This is a genomic window from Bosea sp. 29B (genome assembly GCF_902506165.1).
Classification (GTDB): Bacteria; Pseudomonadota; Alphaproteobacteria; order Rhizobiales; family Beijerinckiaceae; genus Allobosea.
In genome coordinates, this window is sequence record NZ_LR733817.1 from 6,261,736 (window position 1) to 6,284,925 (window position 23,190).

Annotated in this window: 24 protein-coding genes and 1 other RNA gene; 7 read left to right on the forward strand and 18 right to left on the reverse strand. The window is 67.2% G+C overall.

What is annotated here, in order from left to right; all coding sequences use genetic code 11:
- Positions 1-52: 52 nt before the first annotated feature.
- Positions 53-973, forward strand: coding sequence for an EamA family transporter (locus GV161_RS30485; protein ID WP_152013006.1), 921 nt, complete (start codon positions 53-55; stop codon positions 971-973).
- On the opposite strand, the gene murB is transcribed toward GV161_RS30485, so the two are convergent.
- The 6 genes from murB to GV161_RS30515 all read right to left on the reverse strand — a co-directional run bounded on the left by murB (position 928) and on the right by GV161_RS30515 (position 6,767).
- Positions 928-1,851 (reverse strand): UDP-N-acetylmuramate dehydrogenase, encoded by a 924-nt coding sequence (murB, locus tag GV161_RS30490; protein ID WP_152013007.1) that lies wholly within the window; start codon positions 1,849-1,851, stop codon positions 928-930. The genes GV161_RS30485 and murB overlap by 46 nt on opposite strands.
- 4 nt (positions 1,852-1,855) lie before the next feature.
- Positions 1,856-2,284, reverse strand: a complete 429-nt coding sequence (locus tag GV161_RS30495) for an endonuclease domain-containing protein (RefSeq protein ID WP_152013008.1) — start codon at positions 2,282-2,284, stop codon at positions 1,856-1,858.
- 16 nt (positions 2,285-2,300) lie between these two features.
- Positions 2,301-3,740 carry a UDP-N-acetylmuramate--L-alanine ligase gene (murC, locus tag GV161_RS30500; protein WP_152013009.1) on the reverse strand — a complete coding sequence of 480 codons (1,440 nt, stop codon included), beginning with the start codon at positions 3,738-3,740 and terminating at the stop codon, positions 2,301-2,303.
- Between the two features lie 21 nt (positions 3,741-3,761).
- Entirely contained in the window at positions 3,762-4,862 is a 1,101-nt protein-coding gene (gene murG, locus GV161_RS30505) for an undecaprenyldiphospho-muramoylpentapeptide beta-N-acetylglucosaminyltransferase (RefSeq protein ID WP_152013010.1), read from the reverse strand.
- The gene (locus GV161_RS30510; protein ID WP_152013011.1) at positions 4,859-5,998 is read right to left on the reverse strand and encodes a putative peptidoglycan glycosyltransferase FtsW; all 1,140 of its coding nucleotides are present in this window, start codon (positions 5,996-5,998) and stop codon (positions 4,859-4,861) included. The genes murG and GV161_RS30510 overlap by 4 nt, the downstream gene beginning before the upstream one ends.
- A gap of 109 nt (positions 5,999-6,107) precedes the next feature.
- Entirely contained in the window at positions 6,108-6,767 is a 660-nt protein-coding gene (locus GV161_RS30515; RefSeq protein WP_348521233.1) for a TetR/AcrR family transcriptional regulator, read from the reverse strand.
- Positions 6,768-6,830: 63 nt separating this feature from the next.
- Between GV161_RS30515 and GV161_RS30520 the strand changes: the two genes are divergently transcribed.
- Positions 6,831-7,343 carry a DinB family protein gene (locus GV161_RS30520; protein ID WP_152013012.1) on the forward strand — a complete coding sequence of 171 codons (513 nt, stop codon included), beginning with the start codon at positions 6,831-6,833 and terminating at the stop codon, positions 7,341-7,343.
- Here GV161_RS30520 and GV161_RS30525 read toward each other — a convergent pair.
- The 10 genes from GV161_RS30525 to GV161_RS30570 form a co-directional block, all read right to left on the reverse strand.
- Complete coding sequence (locus GV161_RS30525) at positions 7,340-7,801, reverse strand: cupin domain-containing protein (protein ID WP_152013013.1); 462 nt, start codon at positions 7,799-7,801, stop codon at positions 7,340-7,342. The two genes, GV161_RS30520 and GV161_RS30525, sit on opposite strands and share 4 nt — an antisense overlap.
- A 47-nt stretch (positions 7,802-7,848) precedes the next feature.
- Positions 7,849-9,279: a UDP-N-acetylmuramoyl-L-alanine--D-glutamate ligase gene (gene murD, locus GV161_RS30530; protein ID WP_152013014.1), complete on the reverse strand. Its 1,431-nt coding sequence runs from the start codon at positions 9,277-9,279 to the stop codon at positions 7,849-7,851.
- Positions 9,279-10,361, reverse strand: a complete 1,083-nt coding sequence (gene mraY / locus GV161_RS30535; protein ID WP_152013015.1) for a phospho-N-acetylmuramoyl-pentapeptide-transferase — start codon at positions 10,359-10,361, stop codon at positions 9,279-9,281. The genes murD and mraY overlap by 1 nt, the downstream gene beginning before the upstream one ends.
- 17 nt (positions 10,362-10,378) lie before the next feature.
- Positions 10,379-11,806, reverse strand: a complete 1,428-nt coding sequence (locus GV161_RS30540) for a UDP-N-acetylmuramoylalanyl-D-glutamyl-2,6-diaminopimelate--D-alanyl-D-alanine ligase (protein ID WP_152013016.1) — start codon at positions 11,804-11,806, stop codon at positions 10,379-10,381.
- On the reverse strand, positions 11,803-13,275 hold the full coding sequence (locus GV161_RS30545; RefSeq protein WP_152013017.1) for a UDP-N-acetylmuramoyl-L-alanyl-D-glutamate--2,6-diaminopimelate ligase: 1,473 nt from the start codon (positions 13,273-13,275) through the stop codon (positions 11,803-11,805). The genes GV161_RS30540 and GV161_RS30545 overlap by 4 nt, the downstream gene beginning before the upstream one ends.
- Before the next feature lie 136 nt (positions 13,276-13,411).
- Entirely contained in the window at positions 13,412-15,208 is a 1,797-nt protein-coding gene (locus GV161_RS30550) for a penicillin-binding protein 2 (RefSeq protein ID WP_152013018.1), read from the reverse strand.
- On the reverse strand, positions 15,205-15,594 hold the full coding sequence (locus GV161_RS30555; RefSeq protein WP_152013019.1) for a hypothetical protein: 390 nt from the start codon (positions 15,592-15,594) through the stop codon (positions 15,205-15,207). Before GV161_RS30555 ends, GV161_RS30550 begins: the two co-directional genes overlap by 4 nt.
- Before the next feature lie 2 nt (positions 15,595-15,596).
- Positions 15,597-16,601, reverse strand: coding sequence for a 16S rRNA (cytosine(1402)-N(4))-methyltransferase RsmH (rsmH, locus tag GV161_RS30560; RefSeq protein ID WP_152013020.1), 1,005 nt, complete (start codon positions 16,599-16,601; stop codon positions 15,597-15,599).
- The gene (locus GV161_RS30565; RefSeq protein WP_152013021.1) at positions 16,598-17,053 is read right to left on the reverse strand and encodes a division/cell wall cluster transcriptional repressor MraZ; all 456 of its coding nucleotides are present in this window, start codon (positions 17,051-17,053) and stop codon (positions 16,598-16,600) included. The genes rsmH and GV161_RS30565 overlap by 4 nt, the downstream gene beginning before the upstream one ends.
- A gap of 384 nt (positions 17,054-17,437) precedes the next feature.
- A complete protein-coding gene (locus tag GV161_RS30570; RefSeq protein WP_193219502.1) occupies positions 17,438-17,902 on the reverse strand; it encodes a MarR family transcriptional regulator in 465 nt (154 codons plus the stop codon).
- A gap of 230 nt (positions 17,903-18,132) precedes the next feature.
- On the opposite strand from GV161_RS30570, the gene GV161_RS30575 reads away from it, so the two are divergent.
- Positions 18,133-18,558 carry an organic hydroperoxide resistance protein gene (locus GV161_RS30575; protein ID WP_152013023.1) on the forward strand — a complete coding sequence of 142 codons (426 nt, stop codon included), beginning with the start codon at positions 18,133-18,135 and terminating at the stop codon, positions 18,556-18,558.
- Positions 18,559-18,675: 117 nt separating this feature from the next.
- Positions 18,676-19,629 (forward strand): MBL fold metallo-hydrolase, encoded by a 954-nt coding sequence (locus tag GV161_RS30580; protein ID WP_152013024.1) that lies wholly within the window; start codon positions 18,676-18,678, stop codon positions 19,627-19,629.
- Positions 19,630-19,690: 61 nt separating this feature from the next.
- On the opposite strand, the gene rnpB is transcribed toward GV161_RS30580, so the two are convergent.
- Positions 19,691-20,097: RNase P RNA component class A (rnpB, locus tag GV161_RS30585), an RNA gene on the reverse strand.
- Positions 20,098-20,251: 154 nt separating this feature from the next.
- A complete protein-coding gene (locus tag GV161_RS30590; RefSeq protein ID WP_152013025.1) occupies positions 20,252-20,917 on the reverse strand; it encodes a lytic transglycosylase domain-containing protein in 666 nt (221 codons plus the stop codon).
- 313 nt (positions 20,918-21,230) lie between these two features.
- Here GV161_RS30590 and GV161_RS30595 point away from each other — a divergent pair, with 313 nt between their 5' ends.
- Genes GV161_RS30595 through GV161_RS30605 form a run of 3 tightly spaced genes read left to right on the forward strand, consistent with a single transcriptional unit; the run spans position 21,231 to position 23,117 of the window.
- Positions 21,231-21,530 (forward strand): glycine zipper domain-containing protein, encoded by a 300-nt coding sequence (locus GV161_RS30595; RefSeq protein ID WP_091840392.1) that lies wholly within the window; start codon positions 21,231-21,233, stop codon positions 21,528-21,530.
- Between the two features lie 55 nt (positions 21,531-21,585).
- Entirely contained in the window at positions 21,586-22,332 is a 747-nt protein-coding gene (locus tag GV161_RS30600; RefSeq protein WP_152013026.1) for a TerB family tellurite resistance protein, read from the forward strand.
- Positions 22,329-23,117, forward strand: coding sequence for an N-acetylmuramoyl-L-alanine amidase (locus GV161_RS30605; RefSeq protein WP_152013027.1), 789 nt, complete (start codon positions 22,329-22,331; stop codon positions 23,115-23,117). Before GV161_RS30600 ends, GV161_RS30605 begins: the two co-directional genes overlap by 4 nt.
- Positions 23,118-23,190 lie beyond the last annotated feature (73 nt).

Here is a 23,190-nt window from a genome sequence, read left to right on the forward strand (position 1 = left end):
GTCGTCGAACAATCCTACGCAGACACGCTCTTCGATGCAAAGGGAGGCCATCATGGCCGACAGCAAGACCCGCATCCTGTTCGCAACGATCCTGGCGCCCATACTCTGGGGTTCGACCTATGTCGTCTTCACCCAGACGCTTCCCGTCGAGCATCCCCTGCTGGTCGGGGCGCTGCGCGCTCTGCCCGCCGGCATCCTCCTGATGCTGCTCGGTCCCGGCCTGCCGCCGCGCGACAAGCTCCTGCCGCTCGCCATCATCGGCTTCGCCAATATCGGCCTGTTCTTCGGCATGCTATTTCTCAGCGCCTCGCGCCTGCCGGGCGGGCTCGCCGCGACGCTCGGCTCGATGCAGCCGCTGCTCGTCGCCTTCCTCGCCTGGCCGTTGTTGTTGCGTAGGCCCGGTCTTGGCCAAGTGCTCGCCGCCCTCGCCGGCACGATCGGCGTTGGCCTGCTGGTGATCGACGATACCGTGAAGCTCGACGCGATCGGCGTCATCGCCGCACTGATCGGCGCCGCCTCGATGGCGACCGGCACCGTGCTGATCGAGCGCTGGGGCAAGGTCGGGACGCCGCTCGCGCTCGCCGCCTGGCAGCTCACATTGGGCGGGTTGCTGCTCCTGCCGGTCGCACTCCTGGTCGAGGGCCTGCCGCCCATGCCGACCCTGCTCAATCTCACCGGCCTGAGCTATCTCGTCGTGATCGGCACCGCTTTCGCCTACTGGCTCTGGGTCCGCGGCATCGCCGCGATCGGAACGGGCGTCGCCTTCTTGAGCCTGCTCAGCCCGCTGGTCGCGACCTTCCTCGGCGCCGCCCTGCTGGGCGAGTGGTTCCACGCCCAGCAATGGCTCGGCATCGCCATCATCTTCGGCTCGACCATCGCCGGAATCACGCTGTCACGGCGCAAGCCTACCGCGGCAGCTACGCCGACTCAGGCCGCGACGCCGAACCGCTTGATCTCCCAGTGCAGCTCGTAGCCTGAATTGTCCTTGACCCGGCGGCGGACCTCTTCGCCCAGCCCCTCGATATCGGCGGCGCTCGCGCCGCCGGTGTTGATCAGGAAGTTGCAGTGCATCTCGGAGACCTGCGCCCCGCCGATGCGCAGCCCGCGGCAACCGGCGGCATCGATCAGTTGCCAGGCTTTGCCGCCGTCCGGGTTCTTGAAGGTCGAGCCGCCGGTGCGCTCCTTGATCGGCTGCGCCGCTTCGCGTGCCGAGGTCACCCGCTCCATCTCGGCGAGGATCTCGGCCTGGTCGCCCGGCCGGCCCTGGAACAGCGCCGAGGTGAAGACGATGTCGGTGGACGCCGTCGAGTTGCGATAGGTGAAGCCCATCTGCGCATGCGACAGGGTCACGATCTCGCCCTTGCGGGTGACGCCGCGCGCCTCGACCAGCACGTCGGTGGTCTCGCCGCCATGCGCGCCGGCGTTCATGCGCAGAGCCCCACCGATGCAGCCGGGAATGCCGCGATAGAAGGCGAGCCCGTCGAGCGAGGCATCGGCTGCGGCGCGCGCCACCTTCACATCCGGGACGGCGGTGCCGGCACGCAGCCGGTCGCCATCCTCGCGGGTGATCTCACCGAACGCCTTGCCCGCCAGGCGGATGACCACGCCGGGAATACCGCCATCGCGCACGATCAGGTTCGAGCCGAGCCCAACCACAGTGACCGGGATCTCCGCCGGCAGCTTGCCGAGCAGATAAGCGAGATCGGCCTCGTCGGCCGGGGTGAACAGCACCTGCGCCGGCCCGCCGACACGAAACCAGGTCAGCCCCGCCATCTCCTGGTTGGCGAGCAGCCGCCCACGCAATTCGGGCGCAGCGGCGCGGATATCGGGGGTGATGTCTTGGAAAGGCATGAGCTTACCCGCGCGTCTCCTTCTCCCCTCGGGGGAGAAGGTGGCCCGGCGAAGCCGGGTCGGATGAGGGCCGTCCGGCGAGGCCGACATATTCGGCGATCTCGCGCAGGACGAATTCGAGGTTTCCTAGAACCCGCTCGTTCGAAAAGCGCAAGACCCGATAGCCCTCATGCCTGAGAAACGCGTCGCGACGCGCATCACGCTTCTGCGCTTCATCGGTCTCGTGAGGCTCGCCGTCGAGCTCGACAACAAGCCGATGCTCGAAACAGCAGAAATCCGCGACAAAGGGACCGATCGCCATCTGGCGCTTGAACTTGAGACCGGCGAAGCGGCGGCCGCGGACCGCCTGCCAGAAGATGGTTTCAGCGCGCGTTGGCTCCTGTCGCTGACCGCGGGCGAAGGAGAGCGTGTCGGTCGTGTTCTTGCGCTCCACGACCGGCCCTCATCCGTCAGCGCTTCGCGCTGCCACCTTCTCCCCCGAGGGGAGAAGGAAGAGAGGCAAGCTCACTCGGCAGGGCATACGCCCACTGTGTGATATTCCCAGCCCCCAAGCAGACCACGTAATCCCCCGGCCCGGCCAGCTCGGCGACCATGCCGGCGAGCTTGTCCGGGGATTCCAGCGGCAGCGTGTGACGATGGCCGCGCGCCTTGATCGCCGCCACCAGAGAATCGCGGTCGATGCCCGGGATAGGCTGCTCGCCGGCCGCGTAGACATCCGCGATGATCACTGAATCGGCATCGTTGAAGCAGGCGGCGAAGTCGGCGAACAGGCTCGACAGGCGGCTGTAGCGATGCGGCTGCATCACCGCGATGACCTTGCCCTTGGTCGAGGCGCGCGCGGCCTTGAGCACGGCGGCGATCTCGACCGGGTGGTGGCCGTAGTCGTCGAAGATCAGCGCGCCGTTCCACTCGCCGGTCTTGGTGAAGCGGCGCTTGACCCCGCCAAAGCCGGCGAGCCCGGCCCGGATCTGCTCGACCGGCACGCCCAGATCATAGGCGACGGCGATCGCGGCGGTGGCGTTGAGGGCATTGTGATGGCCCGGCATCGGCATGATGAGATCGCGCACCACCTCCTCGCGGCCGCGCTTGCGGTCGCGGATGAGCAACGTGAACTTCGACTGGCCGCCAGAGAGGTCGATGTCGAGCAGGCGGAAATCGGCCTGCGGGTTCTCGCCATAGGTGATGACCCGGCGATCCTCGATCTGTCCGACCTGCTCCTGCACGGTCGGATGGTCGATGCACATCACCGCAAAACCATAGAAGGGCAGGTTCTCGACGAAAGCGCGGAACGCCGCCTTGATCGCATCGAACGAGCCGAAATGGTCGAGATGCTCCGGGTCGATATTGGTGATGATCGCGACATCGGCCGGCAGCTTCAGGAAGGTGCCGTCGGATTCGTCGGCCTCGACCACCATCCAGTCGCTCTCGCCCATGCGGGCATTGGTGCCGTAGGCGTTGATGATGCCGCCATTGATCACGGTCGGATCAAGCCCGCCCTTTTCGAGCAGGGTCGCGACCAGCGAGGTCGTCGTCGTCTTGCCGTGCGTACCGGCGATGGCGACGCAGGATTTCAGCCGCATCAGCTCGGCCAGCATCTCCGCGCGGCGCACCACCGGCAGGCGCTGCTCGCGCGCCGCCATCAGTTCGGGGTTGTCGCGCTTGATCGCGGTCGAGACCACGACGACCTCGGCCTCGCCGATATTCTCGGCCTTGTGGCCGACGAAGGTCTTGATGCCCTTCTCGGCCAGGCGCTTGACGTTGGCGCCGTCGGAGGCATCCGAACCCTGCACCTTGTAGCCGAGATTGTGCAGGACTTCGGCGATGCCGGACATGCCGATGCCGCCGATACCGACGAAATGGATGGAGCCGAGCTTCGGCGGCAGCTTCATGATGGATACGTCCTGAAAGGTTCAGCCTTGGGCGGTCTGCAGCACGAGCCGCGCCAGGCGGTCGGCCGCATCCGGTATGCCCGCGCTCTTGGCCGCCTGAGCCATCGCCGTCAAGCGCTGCGGCTCGGCGAGCAGCGTGGAAAGCTCGGCGGCGAGGCGCCGCGGCGAGAAATCATTCTGCAGGATCATCATCGCCCCGCCTGCCCTGGCGAGCACGCCGGCATTGGCGGCCTGGTCCTGATCGAGCGAGCCCGGCAGCGGCACCAGGAGCGAGGGCCGGCCGATCACCGTGAGCTCGGCAATGGTCGAGGCGCCGGAGCGCGCGACCACCAGATGCGATGCCGCCATCCGGGCCGGCAGGTCCTTGAAGAAGGGCGCGAGCTCGAATTTGATGCCGAGCGAGGAATAGATCTTCCTGACACGCTCATCGTCCTCGGCCCGCGCCTGCTGGACAATCGACAGGCGGCTGCGCTCCTCCGCCGAGAGCAGCTGGATCGCCGGCGGCACGATGTCGGCCATCACCCGCGCGCCCTGGCTGCCGCCGAAGACGAGGAGGTTCAGCCGCATGTCCGACTCGGCATAGGGCGAGGCCGCCTCGATCACCGCCGGCCTGACCGGGTTGCCGACCTGCGTGCATTTCTTCGCCTGGTCCGGCGTCAGCCCGCCGACCTCGGCAAAGCCGGTGGCGATCGCCTTGACCCGGCTGGCAAGGAAGCGATTGGCTCGGCCGATCACGGCGTTCTGCTCGTGCAGAAGTGTCGGCACGCCCATCAGCGCCGCAGCGAACACCGGCGGCACCGTCGGGTAGCCCCCAAAGCCGACGACGATGGAGGGCCTGAGTTGCTTGATCGCTTGCCGCGCGGCCAGCCCACCCTTCAGCAACACCAGCGCCGCCTTCGCCATCGCGACCGGCGACTTGCCCGAGGGCGTCGCTGCCGGCACGGCGTGGATCGATTCGGCCGGGAAATTGCCGGCGTATTCGGCGGCGCGCGTGTCGGTGATCAGCGCGACCCGGGCCCCGGCGCGATGCAGGGCATGGCTCAGCGCCTCGGCCGGGAAGAGATGCCCGCCCGTGCCGCCAGCGGCGAGCACGACGAGCGGCGCCTGTCCTGCTGCGCTCACGAGCGCCGCCCCGGCTCGCCGAAGCTCTCGGCGCGCGGTCGCTTGCGGGTCAATGCCAGCAGGAAGCCGGTGCCGAGCGCCAGCGAGATCAGCGAGGAGCCGCCATAGGAGATGAACGGCAAGGTCATGCCCTTGGCCGGCATCATGTGCAGGTTCACCATCATGTTGATCGCAGCCTGGATGCCGAACAGCAGGGCAAGGCCGGTGACGCCGAGGCGCACGAAAGGATCCTCGGCGCGCTGCGCCACGAACAGCGCCCGCAGCACGATGACCGCGAAGAGCAGCACCAGTGCCATGCAGACGACGATGCCGAATTCCTCGGCCGTCACCGCGAAGATAAAGTCGGTATGGGCGTCCGGCAGGATGCGCTTTACCGTGCCCTCGCCCGGGCCTTTGCCGAACCAGCCGCCCTGCGCGAAGCTCTCCAGCGCCGTGTCGACCTGGAAGGTGTCGCCCGAGCCCTTGTCCATGAAGCGCTCGATGCGGGCGCGCACGTGCGGCACGAGCTCATAGGCGATGAACAGGCCGACAGCGCCGATACCGCCGAGCCCCAGAACCCAGAACCAGTGCAGGCCGGCGACGAAGAACAGCCCGGCCCAGACCAGGGTGATCAGGATGGTCTGGCCGAAATCGGGCTGCAGCACGAGCGGCACGATGGTGATCGGCAGCAGCAGGAAGGCGATGATCGTGCCCGGCAGCTCGGGCCGGCGATGGCCCTCGGCGAAGGCCCAAGCGGCCAGCACGACGAAGGCCGGCTTGACGAATTCGGAAGGCTGGATCGAGCCGAGCGGCCCGAGCGTCAGCCAGCGCTTGGCGCCCTTGACCTCGACGCCGAAGAACAGCGTGCCGACGACGCCGGCGAGCGAGAACAGGAAGATGATCAGCGCGATGCGGCGCACCTGCCGCGGCGCCAGCAGCGAGGTCGAGAGGAAGATCGCCAGCGCGACCAGCAGATAGACCACCTGGCGGTTGACGAAATGGAAGGTCGAGAGACCGAGGCGTTCGGCGACCGGCGGGCCGCCTGCCATCAGCAGCACGACGCCGGAGACCATCAGAGCCACCAGCGTCGTCAGGATGATACGGTCGATCGACCACCACCAGCGGCCGCTCAGGCTCGGTTCTGCGCGCGAGACCATCGTTTACAAGGCTCCGTCGACGAGCAGGCAAATCGAGGGCGCCCGCTCCGGCGAATCACTCTGTCAATGAATGGTTAACCGATTGATTCCGATGCCGGTGATCGCGCCTTCACGCCTGCGATCGCTGCGGCTTGTCCACTGGGGCCTCACCGCGATCCGCCAGATAGGCACAAATCAGCCTGACGAGCTCGCGGCGCAACGCCGGCTCGTGCAGCCTGCCACGGCGCGCTGCATTGTGGATCACCCCGTCGATGGCATCCGAGATGACAAGGCCAACGGTCGAAGCGGGGGTGCCTTGGCCCTGCGATCCATGGATCGTCGCCGCCTGGGTGAAGAGCGCCAGGTATTGCGCCTCGATCTCGCTGTTCTGGTCACGATAGGCCTCGAGGCCCGGCGCCTCGTCCAATAGCACCCGATGCAGTCCGGGATGGATGCTGTGCGCCGCGATGAGGTTGGCCACCAGGGCTTCGACGAACTCCGCGAGCGATTGCGTGCCCGCAAGCGCACGCCTGACAGCGTCGAGGCTGTCGTCGATATGCCGCCGCCTGATCGCGTCCACCAGCGACAGCTTGTCGGGGAAATACTGATAGAGCGAGCCGATGCTGACGCCGGCGGCATCCGCGACCTTGTTGGTGGTGAAGCCGCCCCAGCCCTGCTCGCTGAGAATGCGAGCACCGGCCTCGACCACCGCCTCGACCGTCGCCCGCGAGCGCGCCTGACGCGGCTCCTTGCGCATCGAGAGCTGCCCCTTGGCAATGCGAGTAGACAAACCGGCTGCCCTATCCTCGAATATGAGGACATTACTCACATTCTCTGGGTAGGGCCAACGACCATGAGCGAGATGCTGCAGACCCTCTACGGCTACCAGGCCTGGGCGAACCATGACCTGCTCGATAAGCTCGCCCTGCTCGACGCAGCGTCACAGGCCACCGAGCGCGAAACCGCGCTGAGACTCGTCAGTCACCACCATGTCGTGGCCCGGATCTTTGCCGCGCATTTGACCGGCACGGACCATGGCTACGCCTCCGACAACACGGTCGAGACTCCGTCCCTCGACGAGCTTCGGACAGCGGTCGCGGCGACGGACCGCTGGTACCAGGACTATGTCCGGACAGCCACACCGACGATGCTGTCCGAAGCGGTGGCGTTCAGCTTCACCGATGGCGACAAGGGCTGCATGACGCGGCAGGAGATGCTGCTGCACGTCACTCTGCACTCGGCAGTCCATCGCGGCGAAGTCTGCCGCATCCTGTGGCAGCTCAAGATCACGCCGCCCTGGGACACGCTCGCCGTCTACCTGCACCAGTCGGAGCCGATGCGGCGCGAGCAGAGCGCGGCGGCTTAAGCCTCGGGATAGGGCGTGCCGTCCTTGTGCAGGAAGCGGCCGTCGCTGCTTGGGCTCATCATGTCGATGTCGGAGCAGGTGATGACGTCGTCGGGAGAGCGGCTGCCGACTTCGAGATAGACCGCGACTTTGTCGGAGCGGTTGATCATGTGGTGGCCGTTGCCGCTGTTCTTGGCGAAGGCAGCGCAATCGCCGGCGCGCAGCACGGTCTCGCCCTGATCCTCGACCAGCACCAGTTCGCCTTCGAGCAGATAGACGAACTCGTCCTCATGCGAATGCCAGTGCCGCTGGCTCGACCAGCCGCCCGGCGGCAGCCGCATCAGGTTGACGCCGAAATCGCTGAGGCGGCCGGCATTGCCGAGCCGCTTGCGGATACGGTTCGCGCAAGGCGCGTCAAAGGGCTTCGGATAGCCGGAGCCCTTGCGCTCCGGCACGGCTGCGACATCGATCTTGGGCATAGGACGGGCACCTTCGGATGGCGGCTGCCCGCAAACCTATCACGCCGCTAGCGTGCCGCGACCGCCTCGAACCCCGGCAGCGCCCTGACCAGCGCCCGGAAAGCATCGCCCCGCACCTCGAAATTCGGGAACTGGTCGTAGGACGCGCAGGCCGGCGAGAGCAGAACAGCGATCTCGCCGCTCCCCTGCTGCGCCAGCGCCGCCTTGGCCGCGGTGGTGACGGCGACATCGAGCGTACCGCTGCGCTCGTAAGCGACGCGGCCGTCATCGTCGAAGGTCGCGGCGAAGAGATCGCTCGCCGCGCCGATCAGATAGGCGTGGGCGATGTTGGGGAAATAGCGCCTGAGCGACTCGATCCCGCCTTCCTTGGCCTTGCCACCAAGGATCCAGAAGATCTCGCGGAAGGAGGTCAGCGCCTTCTCGGTCGAGTCGGCATTGGTCGCCTTGGAGTCGTTGATGAAGACGACACGGCCAATCCGGCCGAGTTCCTCCATCCGGTGCTTCAGCCCGGGATAGCTCCTGAAGCCGGCGGCGATCTCCTCGGCGGACAGCCCAAGCGCGGCGCAGGCGGCGAAGGCAGCCGCCGCATTCTGGGCGTTGTGGCTGCCGCGCAAGGAACCGATACCGGCGAGATTGGCAACGACCCTCGGCTTGCCGTCTTTGACCTCGACGATCCGGGTGTCGAGCTGGCCGGCATTGGCGGTGACGCCGGCGAAGACGCCCTCGTCGAGCGGCTGCTCGCCGCTGATCTTCACCAGAGGCTTGCCGGAGGCGGCACGCCGGCGCGCCATCTGCTTTGACGGCTCGTCGTCGACGCCGATCACGGCGATATCGGAGGCGGCGACCAGCCGCTCCTTGATCGCGCCATAGGCCTCGAAGGTGCCATGCCGGTCGAGATGATCCGGCGTCAGGTTCATCTGGATGCCGACTGTCGGCTTGATGGAAGGCGCCAGATCGATCTGGAAGGTCGAGCACTCCACCACATGGATGCGATCCAGAGCCGGCGGCTCCAGAGCCAGCACGGCGGTGCCGATATTGCCGCCCATCTGCACGTCGCGGCCGGCGGCCTCGAGCACATGTGCGATCAGAGCCGTGGTGGTCGATTTGCCATTGGTGCCGGTGATGCAGATCACCGGCGCGGCGGGCGCGATCTTCGCCCGCTCCAGGAAGAACAGTTCGATATCGCCGATCACCGGGACATTCGCGGCCTTCGCCTTCTCGACCGTCCAGTGCGGCGCGGGATGGGTCAGCGGCACGCCGGGCGAGAGCACGAAGGCGGCAAAGCCCGACCAGTCGGCGCTGGCAAGATCGACGACGTCGAGCCCCTCGGCCGCCGCCTTGTCGCGGCTTGCCTGATTATCGTCCCAGCACGCGACCTTGGCCCCACCGGCGACGAGCGAGCGCGCAGTTACCAGGCCCGAGCCGCCAAGGCCGAACAAAGCGAGCGTCTTACCCGCAAAGACTGTGACCGGTGTCATCAACGCAGCTTCAGCGTGGCGAGGCCGACCAGCGCCAGCACCACCGAGATGATCCAGAAGCGGATCACCACCTGCGGCTCGGTCCAGCCTAGCTTCTCGAAATGGTGGTGGATCGGCGCCATCAGGAAGACGCGCTTGCCGGTGCGCTTGAAGACCGCGACCTGGATGATTACCGAGAGCGCCTCGACCACGAACAAGCCGCCGACGATGGCCAGCACGATCTCGTGCTTGATCGCGACCGCGATGGTGCCGAGCATGCCCCCTAACCCGAGCGAGCCGGTGTCGCCCATGAAGATCTGCGCGGGCGGCGCATTGAACCAGAGGAAGCCGAGCCCCGCCCCCATCATCGCGCCGCAGATCACGGCGAGCTCGCCGACGCCCGGCACATGGTGGATCTGCAGGTAGTTGGCGAAGATGGCATTACCCGCGAGATAGGCGATGAAGCCGAAGGTGCCGGCCGCGATCATCACCGGCACGATGGCGAGGCCGTCGAGCCCGTCGGTCAGGTTCACCGAGTTGCCGGCGCCGACCACGACGAAGGCGGTGACGACCGGGAACAGGATGCCGAGCGGGATCATCAGCTCCTTGAGGAAAGGCGTGGCGAAGCCGCTCGCGATCGCTGGCGGGCTGACCTGCATGATCGCCGTGCAGGCGGCGAGCGCGATGACGATCTCGAGGCCGAGGCGCGCCTTGCTGGAGAAGCCCTTATGCGACTGCTTCGTCACCTTGAGGAAGTCGTCATAGAAGCCGATCGCGCCATAGGTCGCGGTGACGCCGAGCACGATCCAGACGTATGGGTTGCGTAGGTTGCCCCAGAGCAGCGTCGCGACGAACAGCCCGGTCAGGATCATCAGGCCGCCCATGGTCGGCGTGCCGCGCTTGGCGAGATGCGATTCCGGCCCGTCGGTGCGGATCGGCTGGCCCTTGCCCTGCTTGATCCTGAGCCAGGAGATCGCCGCGGGCCCGAAGAAGAACACGAAGAGCAGCGCCGTCGCGGTCGCCCCGCCGGCGCGGAAGGTGATGTAGCGGAAGACGTTGAGGATCGGGAACGATCCCGCGAACTCGGCAAGCCAGACCAGCATCGAACCTTGTTCCTTACTCAGTCGTCGGCCTGGACGACCGGGAAGCGAGCCGTCATCGCCTTGACGATCGGCCCCATGCGCGTACCCAGCGAGCCCTTGACCGTGACGACGTCGCCGGCGCGGACCGCATCGAGCACATAGGGCTCAAGGCTGCTCGCCTGTGCGGCATAAGCGCCGCGGCGGTGCGAAGGCAAGGCGTCGTACAGGGTTCTCATCAGGGGACCGCAGGCGAAAACGAGGTCGATGCCGTTGCCGGTGACCGCGTCGGCGAGCCCCTTGTGCAGCTCCGGCGCGGTTTCGCCGAGCTCCAGCATGTCACCGAGCACGGCGATGCGTCGCCCCCGACCCGCAACCGGCATGCGGCCGAGATTCTCGATCGCCGCCCGCATCGAGGCCGGGTTGCCGTTATAGCTCTCGTCGATCAGCGTGAACGGGCCGGCCGGCGCATGCAGCACCTGCCGCGCGCCGCGGCCGGAGGGCGGAGTCAGGTCGGCCAGCGCCAGCGCGGCCAGAGCGAGATCGGCGCCGAGCGCCTCGGCCGCCGCCAGCACGGCGAGCGAATTCAGGACGATATGCTTGCCGGGGCTGCCGAGCTTGTAGGTCACCGCCCGCCCCATGACGCTGGCATTGGCAGTCGAGACGTCGGGTTTCAGCGCGCAGCCGAGCAGTCGCACATCGGCAGCCTCGCTCTCGCCGAACGAGATGACGCGCCCTGCTCCGGCGGCCAGCGCCAATTCGCGCAAGAGGCCGGTCTGCTGGATATCGGCATTGATGATCGCGGTGCCGCCCGCCTTCAACCCATTGAAGATCGCCGCCTTCTCGCGGGCGATCCCTTCCAGCGACTCGAAGGCGGCGAGGTGCACCGGCTGGATCGTGGTGATCACGGCGACATCGGGCTGGACCATCTTGGCCAGCGGCAGGATCTCGCCGGGCGCGTTCATGCCGATCTCGTAGACGCCGTAGCGCACGTCGCGCGGCGTCCGGGTCAGGGTCAGCGGCACGCCCCAGTGGTTGTTGTAGGAGGCGACCGGCGCATGCGTCTTGCCCTGGCGCGACAGCACGAGGCGCAGCGCCTCCTTGGTGCCGGTCTTGCCGACCGAACCGGTGACGGCGACGACCTTGGCGGAGAGCTCCGCCCGGCGCGCCATGCCGGCCTTTTCCATGCCCCGCAGTACGTCGGGAACGATGGCGAGCGGCACATCCGCCGGGAAGGCGCCGGCATGCGCCTCGTCGACCACGGCGAGCGCCGCGCCCTTGTCGAGCGCTGCCGCGACGAAATCATGCCCGTTGCGGGCCTCGCCGGTGATCGCGAAGAAGGCGTCGCCCGGCTCGAGTGTGCGGGTGTCGATCGAGGCGCCGGTCACGGCCGCCGGCACAGGCCCTTGCGAACGGGCGCCCATCGCCTCGATCAGGCGCGCGCCGGTCCACAGCGGTTCGGTGGTCATCCCAGTCTTCCCCCAGCCAAGGCCGCGATCGCCTCGCGGACCACCTCATGGTCCGAGAATGGCAGCGTCCGATCGCCGATGATCTGGCCGCTTTCATGGCCTTTTCCGGCGACAACAAGGACATCCCCAGGCTGCAGCATGGTGACACCGGCCTTGATCGCCTCGGCCCGGTCGCCGATTTCCCGCAGGCGCTCCGGCGCCGCCGCCAGCACCTCGGCGCGGATCGCGGCGGGATCCTCGCTGCGCGGATTATCGTCGGTGACGATCGCGATATTAGCACCATCAGCGGCGATGCCGCCCATCAGCGGGCGCTTGCCGCGATCGCGGTCGCCGCCGCAACCGAAAACGCAGATCAGCCGGCCGCTGGCATAGGGCCGCAAGGTCTTGAGCACGGCAGCGAGCGCATCGGGCTTGTGGGCATAGTCGACCACGACGAGCCCGCCATTGTGTTCAGCCACGCGATCGAGCCGGCCGGGAACGCCCTTGAGGCCGGCAATAGCCTGAACGCTGGCTACCGGGTCCTCGCCGGTCGCGATCGCCAGCCCGGCGGCGACCAACGCGTTGCCGGCCATGTAGTCGCCCACCATTGGCAGCACGACCGACACCCTCATTTCATCGACCTCGACCGTCAGGCGCTGCGAGAAGCCCTCGCGGGCCACGTCGAGCAGCTTCAGGCGATCGCCGCCCCGGCCGATGCCGATCACGGGATGCCCGCCCGCCTTCGCCGCCGCTTCGGCCTTGTCGGCATAGGGCTCGTCGCGATTGATCACCACCGGCGCACCGGCCGGCAGCAGCTCCCAGAGCCGCAGCTTGGCCGCAAGATAGTCCTCGACGCTCGGATGGTAGTCGAGGTGGTCGCGGCCGAGATTGAGGAAGGCTCCGGCGGCGAGCCTGACGCCGTCGAGGCGATGCTGGTCGAGCCCGTGCGAGGAGGCTTCCATCGCCAGATGTGTGACGCCGTCGCCCGCCAGCTGGTCGAGCGAAGCGTGCAGCGAGAGCGGGTCCGGCGTGGTCAGCGAGCCATAATCGGCCCCGGCCTCGGTGACGATGCCGATCGTGCCGACACTCGCCGCCTTGCGGCCGAGCGCCTTGAAGATCTGGCGGGTGAACTCGGCGACTGAGGATTTGCCGCTGGTGCCGGTGACGGCGACGACCGTGCCGGGCTGGCGCGGATGCACCTTGGCGGCAGCCAGCGAGAGGGCGAGGCGCGGATCCTCAACCTGTGCATAGAGGACATCGCCGGGCAGGTCGGCCGGACGCGGCCCGCTAGCGACAACCGCGGCCGCTCCGCGCTGGACAGCGTCGGTGATGAAGCGGGCGCCGTCGGCTTTGGCGCCGGCAAGCGCGACGAAGGCATCGCCGGGTACGACCTTGCGGCTGTCGAAGGCGACGCCGCTGACGCGGCGCTCGTCCGTTTCGACGAAGGCCCCGGGGAAGAGCTGGTCGAGGCTGAAGCCGGTGTCAGTCACAAGCGCATATCCTTGCCGGGCGCGGAACCCCGCGCGTCATTCTCGGGCGAAGCGGAACGTAGACCCGAGAAGCTCATGCAGGATCAAGCTCCCTTCCGTCCAGAGAGCCCGGGCCAGGCCCGAGCACAGCTCTCGCTTACCTGGCCCCCCAGGCGCCGAGCTTGGCCATCAGCGGGAACGGCGACAGCGGCGGCTCGAAGCGCGGCGCCATGCCGAGGATCGGCGCTGCCCGCTCGATCAGCTTGCCGGTGGTCTTGCCCGCGTTCCAGGCCGCGGTCGAGTAGCCGCCGCTCTCGGCATAGCCCTTCGGCTCGTCATAGATGGCGAGGAAGACATAACGCGGCTTGTCCGAGGGCGTGATCGCCGTGAAGGTGGTGAAGTTCTTGTTCTTGGCGTAGCGGCCGTTGATGACCTTCTCGGCCGTGCCGGTCTTGCCGCCGACGAAGTAGCCAGGAATGTCGGCGAATCGGGCCGAGCCCTTCTCGCCGTTGATACGCATGATGAAGCGCATCGCCTCGGAGGTCTCCGGCTTGATCACCCGGATCGCGTCCTTCTTGGCCTCCTCCTCGGAGCGCTTCAGGAAGGTCGGCCTGATCAGGTAGCCGCCGTTGACCAGCGCCCCGACCGCCGCCAGCGCCTGGATCGGCGCAACCGCGAGGCCGTGGCCGAAGGCGATCGTCGCCGTATTGATCTCGCCCCAGCGCTGCGGGACGATCGGCGAGGCGCTTTCCGGCAGCTCGGTCGTCATGCGGTCGAGCTGCATCATCTTCCTGAGGAAGGCCTTGTGGCCCTCGACGCCGACCGAGAGCGCCATCTTGATCGAGCCCATGTTCGACGAGTGCAGGAACACTTCCGGCACGGTCAGGGTGCGGCCGGTGCCGTGGTATTCCTTGATGACCTGCCGGCCGAAACGCATCATGCCGCCGGCGGTCGAATAGCTCGAATTGATGTTGGCCTTGCCGGAATCGAGCGCCATCGCGATGGTCAGCGCCTTGAAGGTCGAGCCCATCTCGTAGACGCCGACATTCATCCGGTTGATCCGGTCCTTCTCCAGCGCGTCGACCGGGTTGCCGGGATCGAAATCGGGCAGCGAGACCAGCGCGATCATCTCGCCGGTGTTGACGTCCATGACGGCACCGGCCGCCGCGATCGCCCGGTACTTCTCGATGCCCTTGACCAATTCGTCGCGCAGCAGGTGCTGGACGCGCATGTCGATCGAGAGCTGCACCGGCTTGAGGTCGGAGGCCTGGACCGCGAAGCCCGCGCCGTTCAGGTCCTGGAGGCCTTGCGAGTCGATATACTTCTCGATGCCGGCGATGCCGATATTGTCGACATTGGCGAAGCCGAGCACATGCGCGGCGACATTGCCGTTCGGATAGACGCGCTTGTTCTCGGGCACGAAACCGACGCCGGGGATGCCGAGCCGGTGCACCTCGGCCTGCTGGCGCGGCGTGATCTCGCGCTTGACCCAGACGAAGCCCTTCTTGGTGCCGAGCTTGTCGCGCAGCTCCTTCGCGTTGAGATCTGGAAGGACCGCGGTCAGGAGCTCGGTCGCCTCATCCTTGTCGAGGATGTTGCGCGGCTCGGCGAAGACCGAGACGGTGCGGATGTCAGTGGCGAGCTGGATGCCGTTGCGGTCGAGGATGTCGGGCCGCGCCGCCGAGATCGCATTCGAGGTCGCCCGGCGCAGGCCGACCTGGTCGCTCGGGAAGGCGCCGAGCATGACGAGCCGGCCAACGATCGCGAGGAACAGGCCGCTGAAGCCGAGGATGACGAGGCCGACGCGCGGCTCGCTCTTCTCGCCGCTCATCCGGAAGATGTCGCGCAGCCACTCCGTGCGGAAGCGCCATTTGCGCTTCACGGCTTCGGGCTTGGCGACTGCTGCGGCGGCGATCTCGGGCGCTGCGCCCTGCTGGTCGAGCTCCTGGCTCATGGACGGGCTCCCGGCGTCGTCGCGGTATTGCTCTTGCGGTCCCTGGGGGTCTCGGTCGGCAGTCCGAGGCCGAGGTCCTCGAGCTTGCGGCCGATCGAATCGACCTTCGGCCCGCGATTGGGGATGTCGGACAGCCGCACGATCTGGGTGATCTGCAGCGTCTGCAGGTCGAGATGCTTGTCGGCCAGGGCCTGCAGCCGCTCCGGACGGTTGAGGAACTGCCACTCGGCCTTCAGCACCGCGATCGCCTCGCGCTCGCGCTGGGCCTTGGCCTTCAGCTTCTGCAGCTGCTCGGCCTGCAGCGTCGTCTCGTATTTGATCGAGTAGGCATAGAGCGCCGAGGAGACCAGCGCACCGATGGCGATGATGTGCAAGAGCTTGATCACGCTCAGCTCCTCCGGCGAGTTTGCGGCGCAGGGACGACGGCGAGGCCGACGAGATCGGGATCGGGCGCGCGCGGCGGAATGCCGGTACGCTCCGCGGCGCGCAGCTTGGCCGAGCGAGCCCGCGGATTGGCCCTGCTCTCGGCCTCGGACGGCGCCACCGGCCCCTTGGTGACGAGGCTGAACGTCGCCTGCGGCTGGGCCACGGCCGGGGCATGGCGCGAGCCGGTCGGCGCCTTGCCCGAACGCTCGGCGAAGAACTGCTTGACGATGCGGTCTTCGAGCGAATGGAAGGTGACGACGGACAGCCGCCCACCCGGCGCGAGCACGGCCTCGGCGCCGTGCAGCGCCCGGACCAGCTCGCAGAGCTCGTCGTTCACCGCGATACGCAACGCCTGGAAGGTCCGCGTCGCCGGATGGGCTCCTCCCGGCTCGCCGCGGACGATGCCGGCAACGAGATCGGCGAGCTGCTTGGTCGTCGTGATCGGCGCCTTGCGCCTGGCCTCGACGATGGCGCGCGCCACGGCGCGCGAACGCCGTTCTTCGCCATAATGATAGATGATGTTGGCGAGCACGCCCTCATCGGCCTCGTTGACGAGTTCGGCGGCGCTCTGGCCGCTCGCCGCCATGCGCATGTCGAGTGGCCCGTCGAAACGGAAGGAAAAGCCGCGCTCGGCCTGATCCAGCTGCATGGAGGAGACGCCGATATCGAGCACGACGCCGTCGAGCGGCGCCATATTGAAGCGCTCGGCCTCTTCCGCCAGCGCGCCGAAGCGCGCTTCGGCCAAGGTCAGCCGCCCGCTCATTGCAGCGACGAGGCCAGCGCCGCCGGCGATCGCGCTCGGGTCGCGGTCGAGCGCCAGCAGCATCGCCTTGGGCTCGCGTTCCAGCAGCGCGCGCGAATAGCCGCCGGCCCCGAAGGTGCCGTCGAGATAGCGGCCTCCGGGTTTCAGGGCGAGCGCATCGAGCGCTTCTTCCATCAGTACGGGGATATGCGGCTCGCTGGTCATGCCGGCCTCGCGCCCAATGTCCGCCGGACGTCGCGCAGCTTCGCCCTGGCCTCCTCGAGATGCGCCTTGAAGCGCTCCGGCTCCCAGATCTGGAACTTGTGTCCCTGGCCGACGAAAGTGACGGTATCGCCGATGCCGGCATGCGCCTTCAGCGTCTCGCTCAGCATGATCCGCCCTTCCGGATCGACCTTCAACACCTCCGAGGTGCCATTCAGCGCCGTCGAGAGCGACTCCCATTCCTCGGAGAAGGGCGAGAAGCGCGACAGGATCTCGTCGATCGTCGCGCGGAGTGCATGGCCGCCGCAATCGAGACTGAACTGATCGAGCGCCGGATAGACGTAAAGCCCCTCGTAGCCGTCCTTCGCCAGCACGGCCCGGAACGGAGCCGGGATCGAGACCCGCCCCTTGGCATCGAGCTTGTTGGTGAAATGGGAGACGAAGCGGTCCGTCAACGCCGCCTCCTGGTCGGACTTCCAACCGCGCCGCGATGGCGCGAAGCGAGCCGGCACGCGCCGGCAATCGATACTCCCGCCGAGCCCGACATGGCGGCGCCGTCAGCCAGAATCCGCGCGGCACACGGGCTCCGACCTGATGCTTGCCTGTCGGTCTCGACGGGATGATTTGGGATAGCATGGGACAATATGGGCGTCAACGGATCCAGCGCTGTGGACACGGGTCTACCCGAGCCTGCGGACATCACAGCCCGTTAAGGTTAACTATCCGTAAAGACGAGGATTTTTGGCACACGAACGCCAGCTCACGGCAGCGCCTCGGCCAGCTGCCGGAACATGCTACGCAGAAATATTTTTGGAGCTACCGCCCTGCCCCGCCGGGCCTTAGCCCTCGTCCATGGCCCGGCGCAGGAGTGCCTCGCGCAGAGCCTGGACATCACCGAGCAGACGAGCCGGTGGGACACCGCTGTCCTCGACCGCGCACGGCACCGGATTGGGCATGCTGCCTGCCTTCTCGCGCAAGGCGCGGCCTGCCTCGGTCAACTCGACCAGCACCTGGCGCTCATCCGCGCGGCCGCGCTTGCGCAGGATCAGGCCATTGCCTTCAAGGCGCTTCAGCAGCGGCGTCAGCGTGCCGGAATCGAGCATCAACCTGTCGCCGATCGCCTTCACGCTCTGGCCGTCCTGCTCCCACAGCACCAGCATGACCAGATATTGCGGATAGGTCAGCCCGAGCCCGGCCAGGAACGGCCGATAGGCCCGGTTGAAGGCATGGGCGGCCGAATAGACTGCAAAGCAGATCTGCTCGTCGAGCCCGCGTACCAATGGAGCCTTCGCATTTTTCGTCATGGCCCTGCCGTCAGTTGAGCGCATCCTGACTCGTCAGGAAGGGGAAGCGATCCGATCGGATTGGAACAACTCGCCGATGGGATAGTCTTCCCTCCAACGAACCCAAGATACTCTTTCATCGCATCACGTGCCGCCCTGTTCACGGACATGTGAATTGCAGACAATTCAATTGTGCACAATCTAAATCACATCGACCGCGGCGGATGGACCGCCCAGCAAGGAGAGCAGCGATGAAGATCCTTTACACCGCCCATGGTTCCGCCACCGGTGGCCGCGAAGGCCAGGCCGCGACCGACACCGGCAACGTCAAGCTCGTGCTGAACACGCCAAAGGAGCTCGGCGGCGGCGGTGGCGAGGGCACCAATCCCGAGCAGCTCTTCGCCATGGGCTATTCCGCCTGCTTCCTCGGCGCGCTCAAGTTCGCCGCCGGCAAGGAGAGCGTGAAGATCCCGGACGACGCCCGCGTCAGCGCCGATGTCGGCATCGGCCCGCGCGACGACGGCAAGGGCTTCGGCATCGCCGTCAAGCTGACGATCTCGGCGCCCGGCATCGACAAGGCCAAGCTCGAGGACCTCGTTCAGAAGGCCCATATCGTCTGCCCCTATTCCGATGCGACGCGGGGCAACATCGACGTCCAGCTGACGGTTGCAGCCTGACCCTACGCCACCCATCTGATCCTCACGGCCGGACATCCCTCCGGTCGTGAGACGATTTGGCCTGCCTTGAGCAGGCATCGTTTCCGGAGCCGCAATTTCAGCTTCTGGAACACTCCCATGATCGATCGCCGCCATTTCCTCGCAGCGGCCGCGGCCACTGCGCTCGCGCCCGCCCTCCCCGTTTCAGCCCGCGCGCCCCTGACCGGCAACCAGGTGCCGGGCATCTATCGCCGCAAGCTCGGCGACCTCGAGATCACCGCGATCCTCGACGGTTATATTCCCTTCGATACCAAGGTCTTCGGTGGCAGCGACCCCGCCGCGATCCGCCAGAGCCTCGCCAATGCCGGCCAGGGCGAACGCCTGCCCACGGCGGTCAACACCTTCGTCATCAACACCAGGGACAAGACCTATCTGCTCGACACCGGCGCCGGAGCGTGGAACGCGATGGGCGACACCATGGGCCGGGCCGAGAGCAATCTGCGCACCGCCGGCATCACGCCGGAGCAGATCGACGCGATCATCCTGACGCACGCCCATCCCGACCATCACGAGGGCCTGCTCACCGCGCAGAAGACGGCGCGCTTCGCCAATGCCGAACTGGTCATCAACGAGACCGAACATGCCTTCTGGCACGATGACGGCATCCTCAACCAGGCTCCGGCCGAGGTGAAACCCTTCTTCGCCTCGGCCCGGAACGCGCTCGCGCCCTATGCGAGCCGGACCCGAAAGGTGAAGGCAGGCGAGGTCGCCCCTGGCCTTACGCTGGAGCATGCGCCTGGGCATACGCCCGGCCACAGCATCCTGCGCGTCGCATCGGGCAATGAGCAGCTCCTGCTCGTCGGCGACAGCATCCACAACGTCGTGATCCAGACAGCGCAGCCCGAGGTGACCTTCGTCTTCGACGCCGACGGCAAGCAGGCGGCAACCTCGCGCCGGCGCGTGCTCGACATGGCCGCCACCGACGGGTTGCTGATCAGCGGGGCGCACATGCCCTTCCCCGGCTTTGGCAAGGTGCTGAAGGACGGCCCGGCCTTCCGCTTCGTTCCCGCCGATTGGAGCTACGCACTCTGATCGCAGCCGCTGCGAACAGGAAAGGGCCGGGATCGCTCCCGGCCCTTTTCGCTGCGATGAGGGTGCCAGCCGGCCTGTAAGCCGGGTTTTGGATGGCCGGGAACAGGCTCCCGCAGGAACTTGCCCCCGACGTGACGGCCATTCCTCTGGGACGCGCATTGCTGCGCGCCTCGAGCAACCAACCCGGACGACTGGACCTGGAAACCGGCCCCTCCTCCCTTGCGGGCGAGCATCGTCCCTATTCGGTTTTGCTCCCGGTGGGGCTTGCCATGCCGTCCCCGTTGCCGGGTCCGCGGTGCGCTCTTACCGCACCTTTTCACCCTTACCGCATGCCGAAGCATGCGGCGGTTCGATCTCTGTGGCGCTTTCCCTGGGGTCGCCCCCGCCGGACGTTATCCGGCACCGTGTTTCCGTGGAGCCCGGACTTTCCTCCCCCGCCGAAGCAGGAGCGGCCGTCCGGCCGACTGGCGGGCTCCCTCTGCGCTGGAAAGGCCTGAGCCGTCAAGCGCATGCATAATCGCGTCAGGGGATTGCGCATTCCGCCCATTGGAAATCACGCAAGCGCCTGATTTTCAACGATGGCTGAATCCGGCATCGCAAGGCGACCTGCCGGACCACGGGATCAGTTGCTGGCGGAGATGGTGTGCGCGCTGCCGGAGATGCTGCGCACCTTGGCGCAATAGGTGCGGTTGGCGCCGTTCATGCGGTTGGCCATATGGCCGCTCTGATACTTCATCACGGTGCGGCAGGTGTCGCCACCGGCGAGGCGATAGGCCTGGCCGAGATATTTCATGCCGTAGCGGGCATTGGTCTCGGCATCGAGCAGCCCGGAAGCGCCGCCGGCATAGCCGACGCCGCGCGCCGTCTGGTGGCGGATCTGCATCAGGCCGAAATTGCCGGCATGGGCCGCACGCGGATTGTAACGGCTCTCGACGCGGATCACCGCGTCAGCCAGCGCGAACGGCACGCCATTGGCGGCGGCATGGCGGGCGACCATGGCGCGAAGCCCTTCCGAACCGGCCGGCGCCGCGAGCGGCTTGCGCCCTTCGGAGCTCGCCTTGGCGATCTTGGCGCGCGCCTTGCGCTCGCCCTTGGTCTCGGCGGCTTCGGGAGCCGCCTGGCGCGAATCCTGGCCCTGCTCGGCGGCGGCAGCCTGGCGCTTGATTTCAGCCTCTCGCACGATGAAGGCGCGGGCGTCGGTCTCGGCGTTCACCTGGGCAAAAGCGGGTTGAAGAAAGGCCAGGCAAATCGCGAAGGCGGCGCAGCCGCTACCAGAGATTTTCATCATGCAGAAGGAGCCTCATCTATCGACAGGAGCCAAGAACGGTGCGGCGAAATGATAGATGAATGTGACGACAATCCGGACGATACGAACAAATTTCGACCGACTCCAAGGGAAGAGTGATTACTTTAGCCTCGATTCGAAAGCAGTAATCATCATGTATTGAGCGTTGGAACGATTCATCCTCACCGGCGTTGACGCAGTCATGGCAACGGGTCAAATCATCGCCGCATTGCCACCGCAATTGCCGGTCGCAATGCAAAAAGACGGCTCCGGCCGAAACCGTTCTGCTGGATACGACCCGAGAAGGGGGAACGAGATGAGGAAGTTGATCGCAATGGCGGCCGTCGCGCTGGCGCTGGGCGCCTGCACGCCGCATGAGGAACGCGTCGGCGGCGGCGCCCTGGTCGGTGCCGCGACTGGTGCCGTGATCGGCGGGCTCGCGACCGGCCGCGCGGGCGGTGCGCTCGCCGGCGCCGCGATCGGCGGCGTGGGTGGCGCCATCGTCGGCTCGGCCACCTCGCCCTATCGCCGCGGCGGCTACTATTATGACGACGGCTATGGCGGCTGCCCGTACGGCTACTACCGCGACTATTACGGCCGGCTCTATTGCCGCTGAGCCGTTCGCATTCTACGCAGGAGCCGCGGCCGATCCGGCCGTGGCTGGATGAACGATGACCTCGTCTTTCTGGGGGCTTCTGGGCGGCGGCGGCCTCGGCTTCGCCCTGGGGGGGCCGCTCGGCGCGCTCGTTGGTGCGCTGGCGGGCCACGTCCTGGTCGACCGCGAAGGCGCGCTCTTCGGCCCCGCCCCCAAGCAATTGATCTTCACCACCGGCCTGGTCGCGCTCGCTGCCAAGATGGCGCGCGCCGACGGGGTGGTGACACGTGAGGAAATCGCCGCCTTCGAGCGCATCGTCGAGGTGCCCGAGGAGCAGAGGGCGCATGTCGAGCGCCTGTTCGACCTTGCCAAGCAGACCAGCGACGGCTTCGAGGCCTATGCCCAGCAGATCGCCGAGGCCTTCCGCGACGAGCCGGCCTTGCTGGAGGACGTGCTCGACGGTCTCTTCCTGATCGCCGCCGCCGACGGCGCGATCCATGAGCGCGAGCACGCCTATCTGCATGATGTCGCGATGATCTTCGCCATCGACGAGGCCGGCTTCGCCCGCATCGAAGCGCGTCACGTGCGCCGCCGCGACGACCCCTATCTCGTGCTCGGCGCCACCCGCGAGATGAGCGATGGCGAGTTGAAGCAGCTGCATCGCCGGCTCGTCCTGGAAAACCATCCGGATCGCGAGATCGCCCGTGGCCTGCCGGAAGAGGCGGTCTGCATCGCGACGCGCCGCCTCGCCGCCATCAACGCCGCCTGGGACGCGATCGAGAAGGAACGCGGCATCGGCCGTAAGGAGCCCGAGCCGGCGTGAGCCTTACCCTCGAACCCGACAGCCGCTTCGCCGCCAAGGTCTTCCCCTCGCCCAATCATGGCGAGCGCAAGTTCCGCGACGGCTCGACAGGTCGGCGGCCTGACACGCTGATCCTGCACTACACCGGCATGCCCGATGCCGGCGAGGCGCTGCAGTGGCTGTGCAATCCGGCTTCGCAGGTCTCCTCGCATTATTTCGTCTTCGAGAACGGCCACACCCTCCAGCTCGTGCCGGAAGAGCGCCGCGCCTGGCATGCCGGCGCCTCGCATTGGGCCGGCGAGACCGACCTGAACTCCGCCTCGATCGGCATCGAGATCGCCCATCCCGGCCACCCCGCCGGCCTGCCCGACTTTCCCGAGGCTCAGCTCGCCGCGACGCTGAACCTCTGCCGCGACACCTGCGAGCGCTGGCAGATCCCGCCTGAGCGCGTGCTCGCCCACTCCGATATTGCGCCGGGCCGCAAGATCGATCCGGGCGAGAAATTCCCCTGGCGCCGCTTCGCCGAAGGCGGCGTCGGCCTCTGGATCGAGCCGGCGCCGATCAAGGGCGGGCGCTTCTTCGCCCGCGGCGATGCTGGCCCGCCGGTCGAGGCGCTGCAGGCGATGTTCGCCATGCTCGGCTACGGTGTTTCGGTCGACGGCACCTATGACGAGCGCTTCGAGGCGGTGGTCGCCGCCTTCCAGCGCCATTGGCGGCCGGATAAGGTCGACGGCGTCGCGGATGGCTCAACCATCACGACGCTGCGCGACCTGCTCGCGCTGACGCAGGACGCGCGGACCGCCTGATCAGCTGGTCTGCGGCGATCCCGGCCCGAATGAGCGGCAAGCTTCATTAACTCTTCGGCCCTAGCGTCGCGGA

Bases quoted from the DNA above. Each gene is read 5' to 3' on its own strand.
- GV161_RS30485 (WP_152013006.1), top strand. From the start codon at position 53: ATGGCCGACAGCAAGACCCGCATCCTGTTCGCAACGATCCTGGCGCCC.
- murB (WP_152013007.1), bottom strand. From the start codon at position 1,851: ATGCCTTTCCAAGACATCACCCCCGATATCCGCGCCGCTGCGCCCGAA.
- murC (WP_152013009.1), bottom strand. From the start codon at position 3,740: ATGAAGCTGCCGCCGAAGCTCGGCTCCATCCATTTCGTCGGTATCGGC.
- GV161_RS30510 (WP_152013011.1), bottom strand. From the start codon at position 5,998: ATGGTCTCGCGCGCAGAACCGAGCCTGAGCGGCCGCTGGTGGTGGTCG.
- GV161_RS30520 (WP_152013012.1), top strand. From the start codon at position 6,831: ATGAGCGAGATGCTGCAGACCCTCTACGGCTACCAGGCCTGGGCGAAC.
- GV161_RS30525 (WP_152013013.1), bottom strand. From the start codon at position 7,801: ATGCCCAAGATCGATGTCGCAGCCGTGCCGGAGCGCAAGGGCTCCGGC.
- murD (WP_152013014.1), bottom strand. From the start codon at position 9,279: ATGACACCGGTCACAGTCTTTGCGGGTAAGACGCTCGCTTTGTTCGGC.
- mraY (WP_152013015.1), bottom strand. From the start codon at position 10,361: ATGCTGGTCTGGCTTGCCGAGTTCGCGGGATCGTTCCCGATCCTCAAC.
- GV161_RS30540 (WP_152013016.1), bottom strand. From the start codon at position 11,806: ATGACCACCGAACCGCTGTGGACCGGCGCGCGCCTGATCGAGGCGATG.
- GV161_RS30550 (WP_152013018.1), bottom strand. From the start codon at position 15,208: ATGAGCCAGGAGCTCGACCAGCAGGGCGCAGCGCCCGAGATCGCCGCC.
- rsmH (WP_152013020.1), bottom strand. From the start codon at position 16,601: ATGACCAGCGAGCCGCATATCCCCGTACTGATGGAAGAAGCGCTCGAT.
- GV161_RS30570 (WP_193219502.1), bottom strand. From the start codon at position 17,902: ATGACGAAAAATGCGAAGGCTCCATTGGTACGCGGGCTCGACGAGCAG.
- GV161_RS30575 (WP_152013023.1), top strand. From the start codon at position 18,133: ATGAAGATCCTTTACACCGCCCATGGTTCCGCCACCGGTGGCCGCGAA.
- GV161_RS30580 (WP_152013024.1), top strand. From the start codon at position 18,676: ATGATCGATCGCCGCCATTTCCTCGCAGCGGCCGCGGCCACTGCGCTC.
- GV161_RS30590 (WP_152013025.1), bottom strand. From the start codon at position 20,917: ATGATGAAAATCTCTGGTAGCGGCTGCGCCGCCTTCGCGATTTGCCTG.
- GV161_RS30595 (WP_091840392.1), top strand. From the start codon at position 21,231: ATGAGGAAGTTGATCGCAATGGCGGCCGTCGCGCTGGCGCTGGGCGCC.
- GV161_RS30600 (WP_152013026.1), top strand. From the start codon at position 21,586: ATGACCTCGTCTTTCTGGGGGCTTCTGGGCGGCGGCGGCCTCGGCTTC.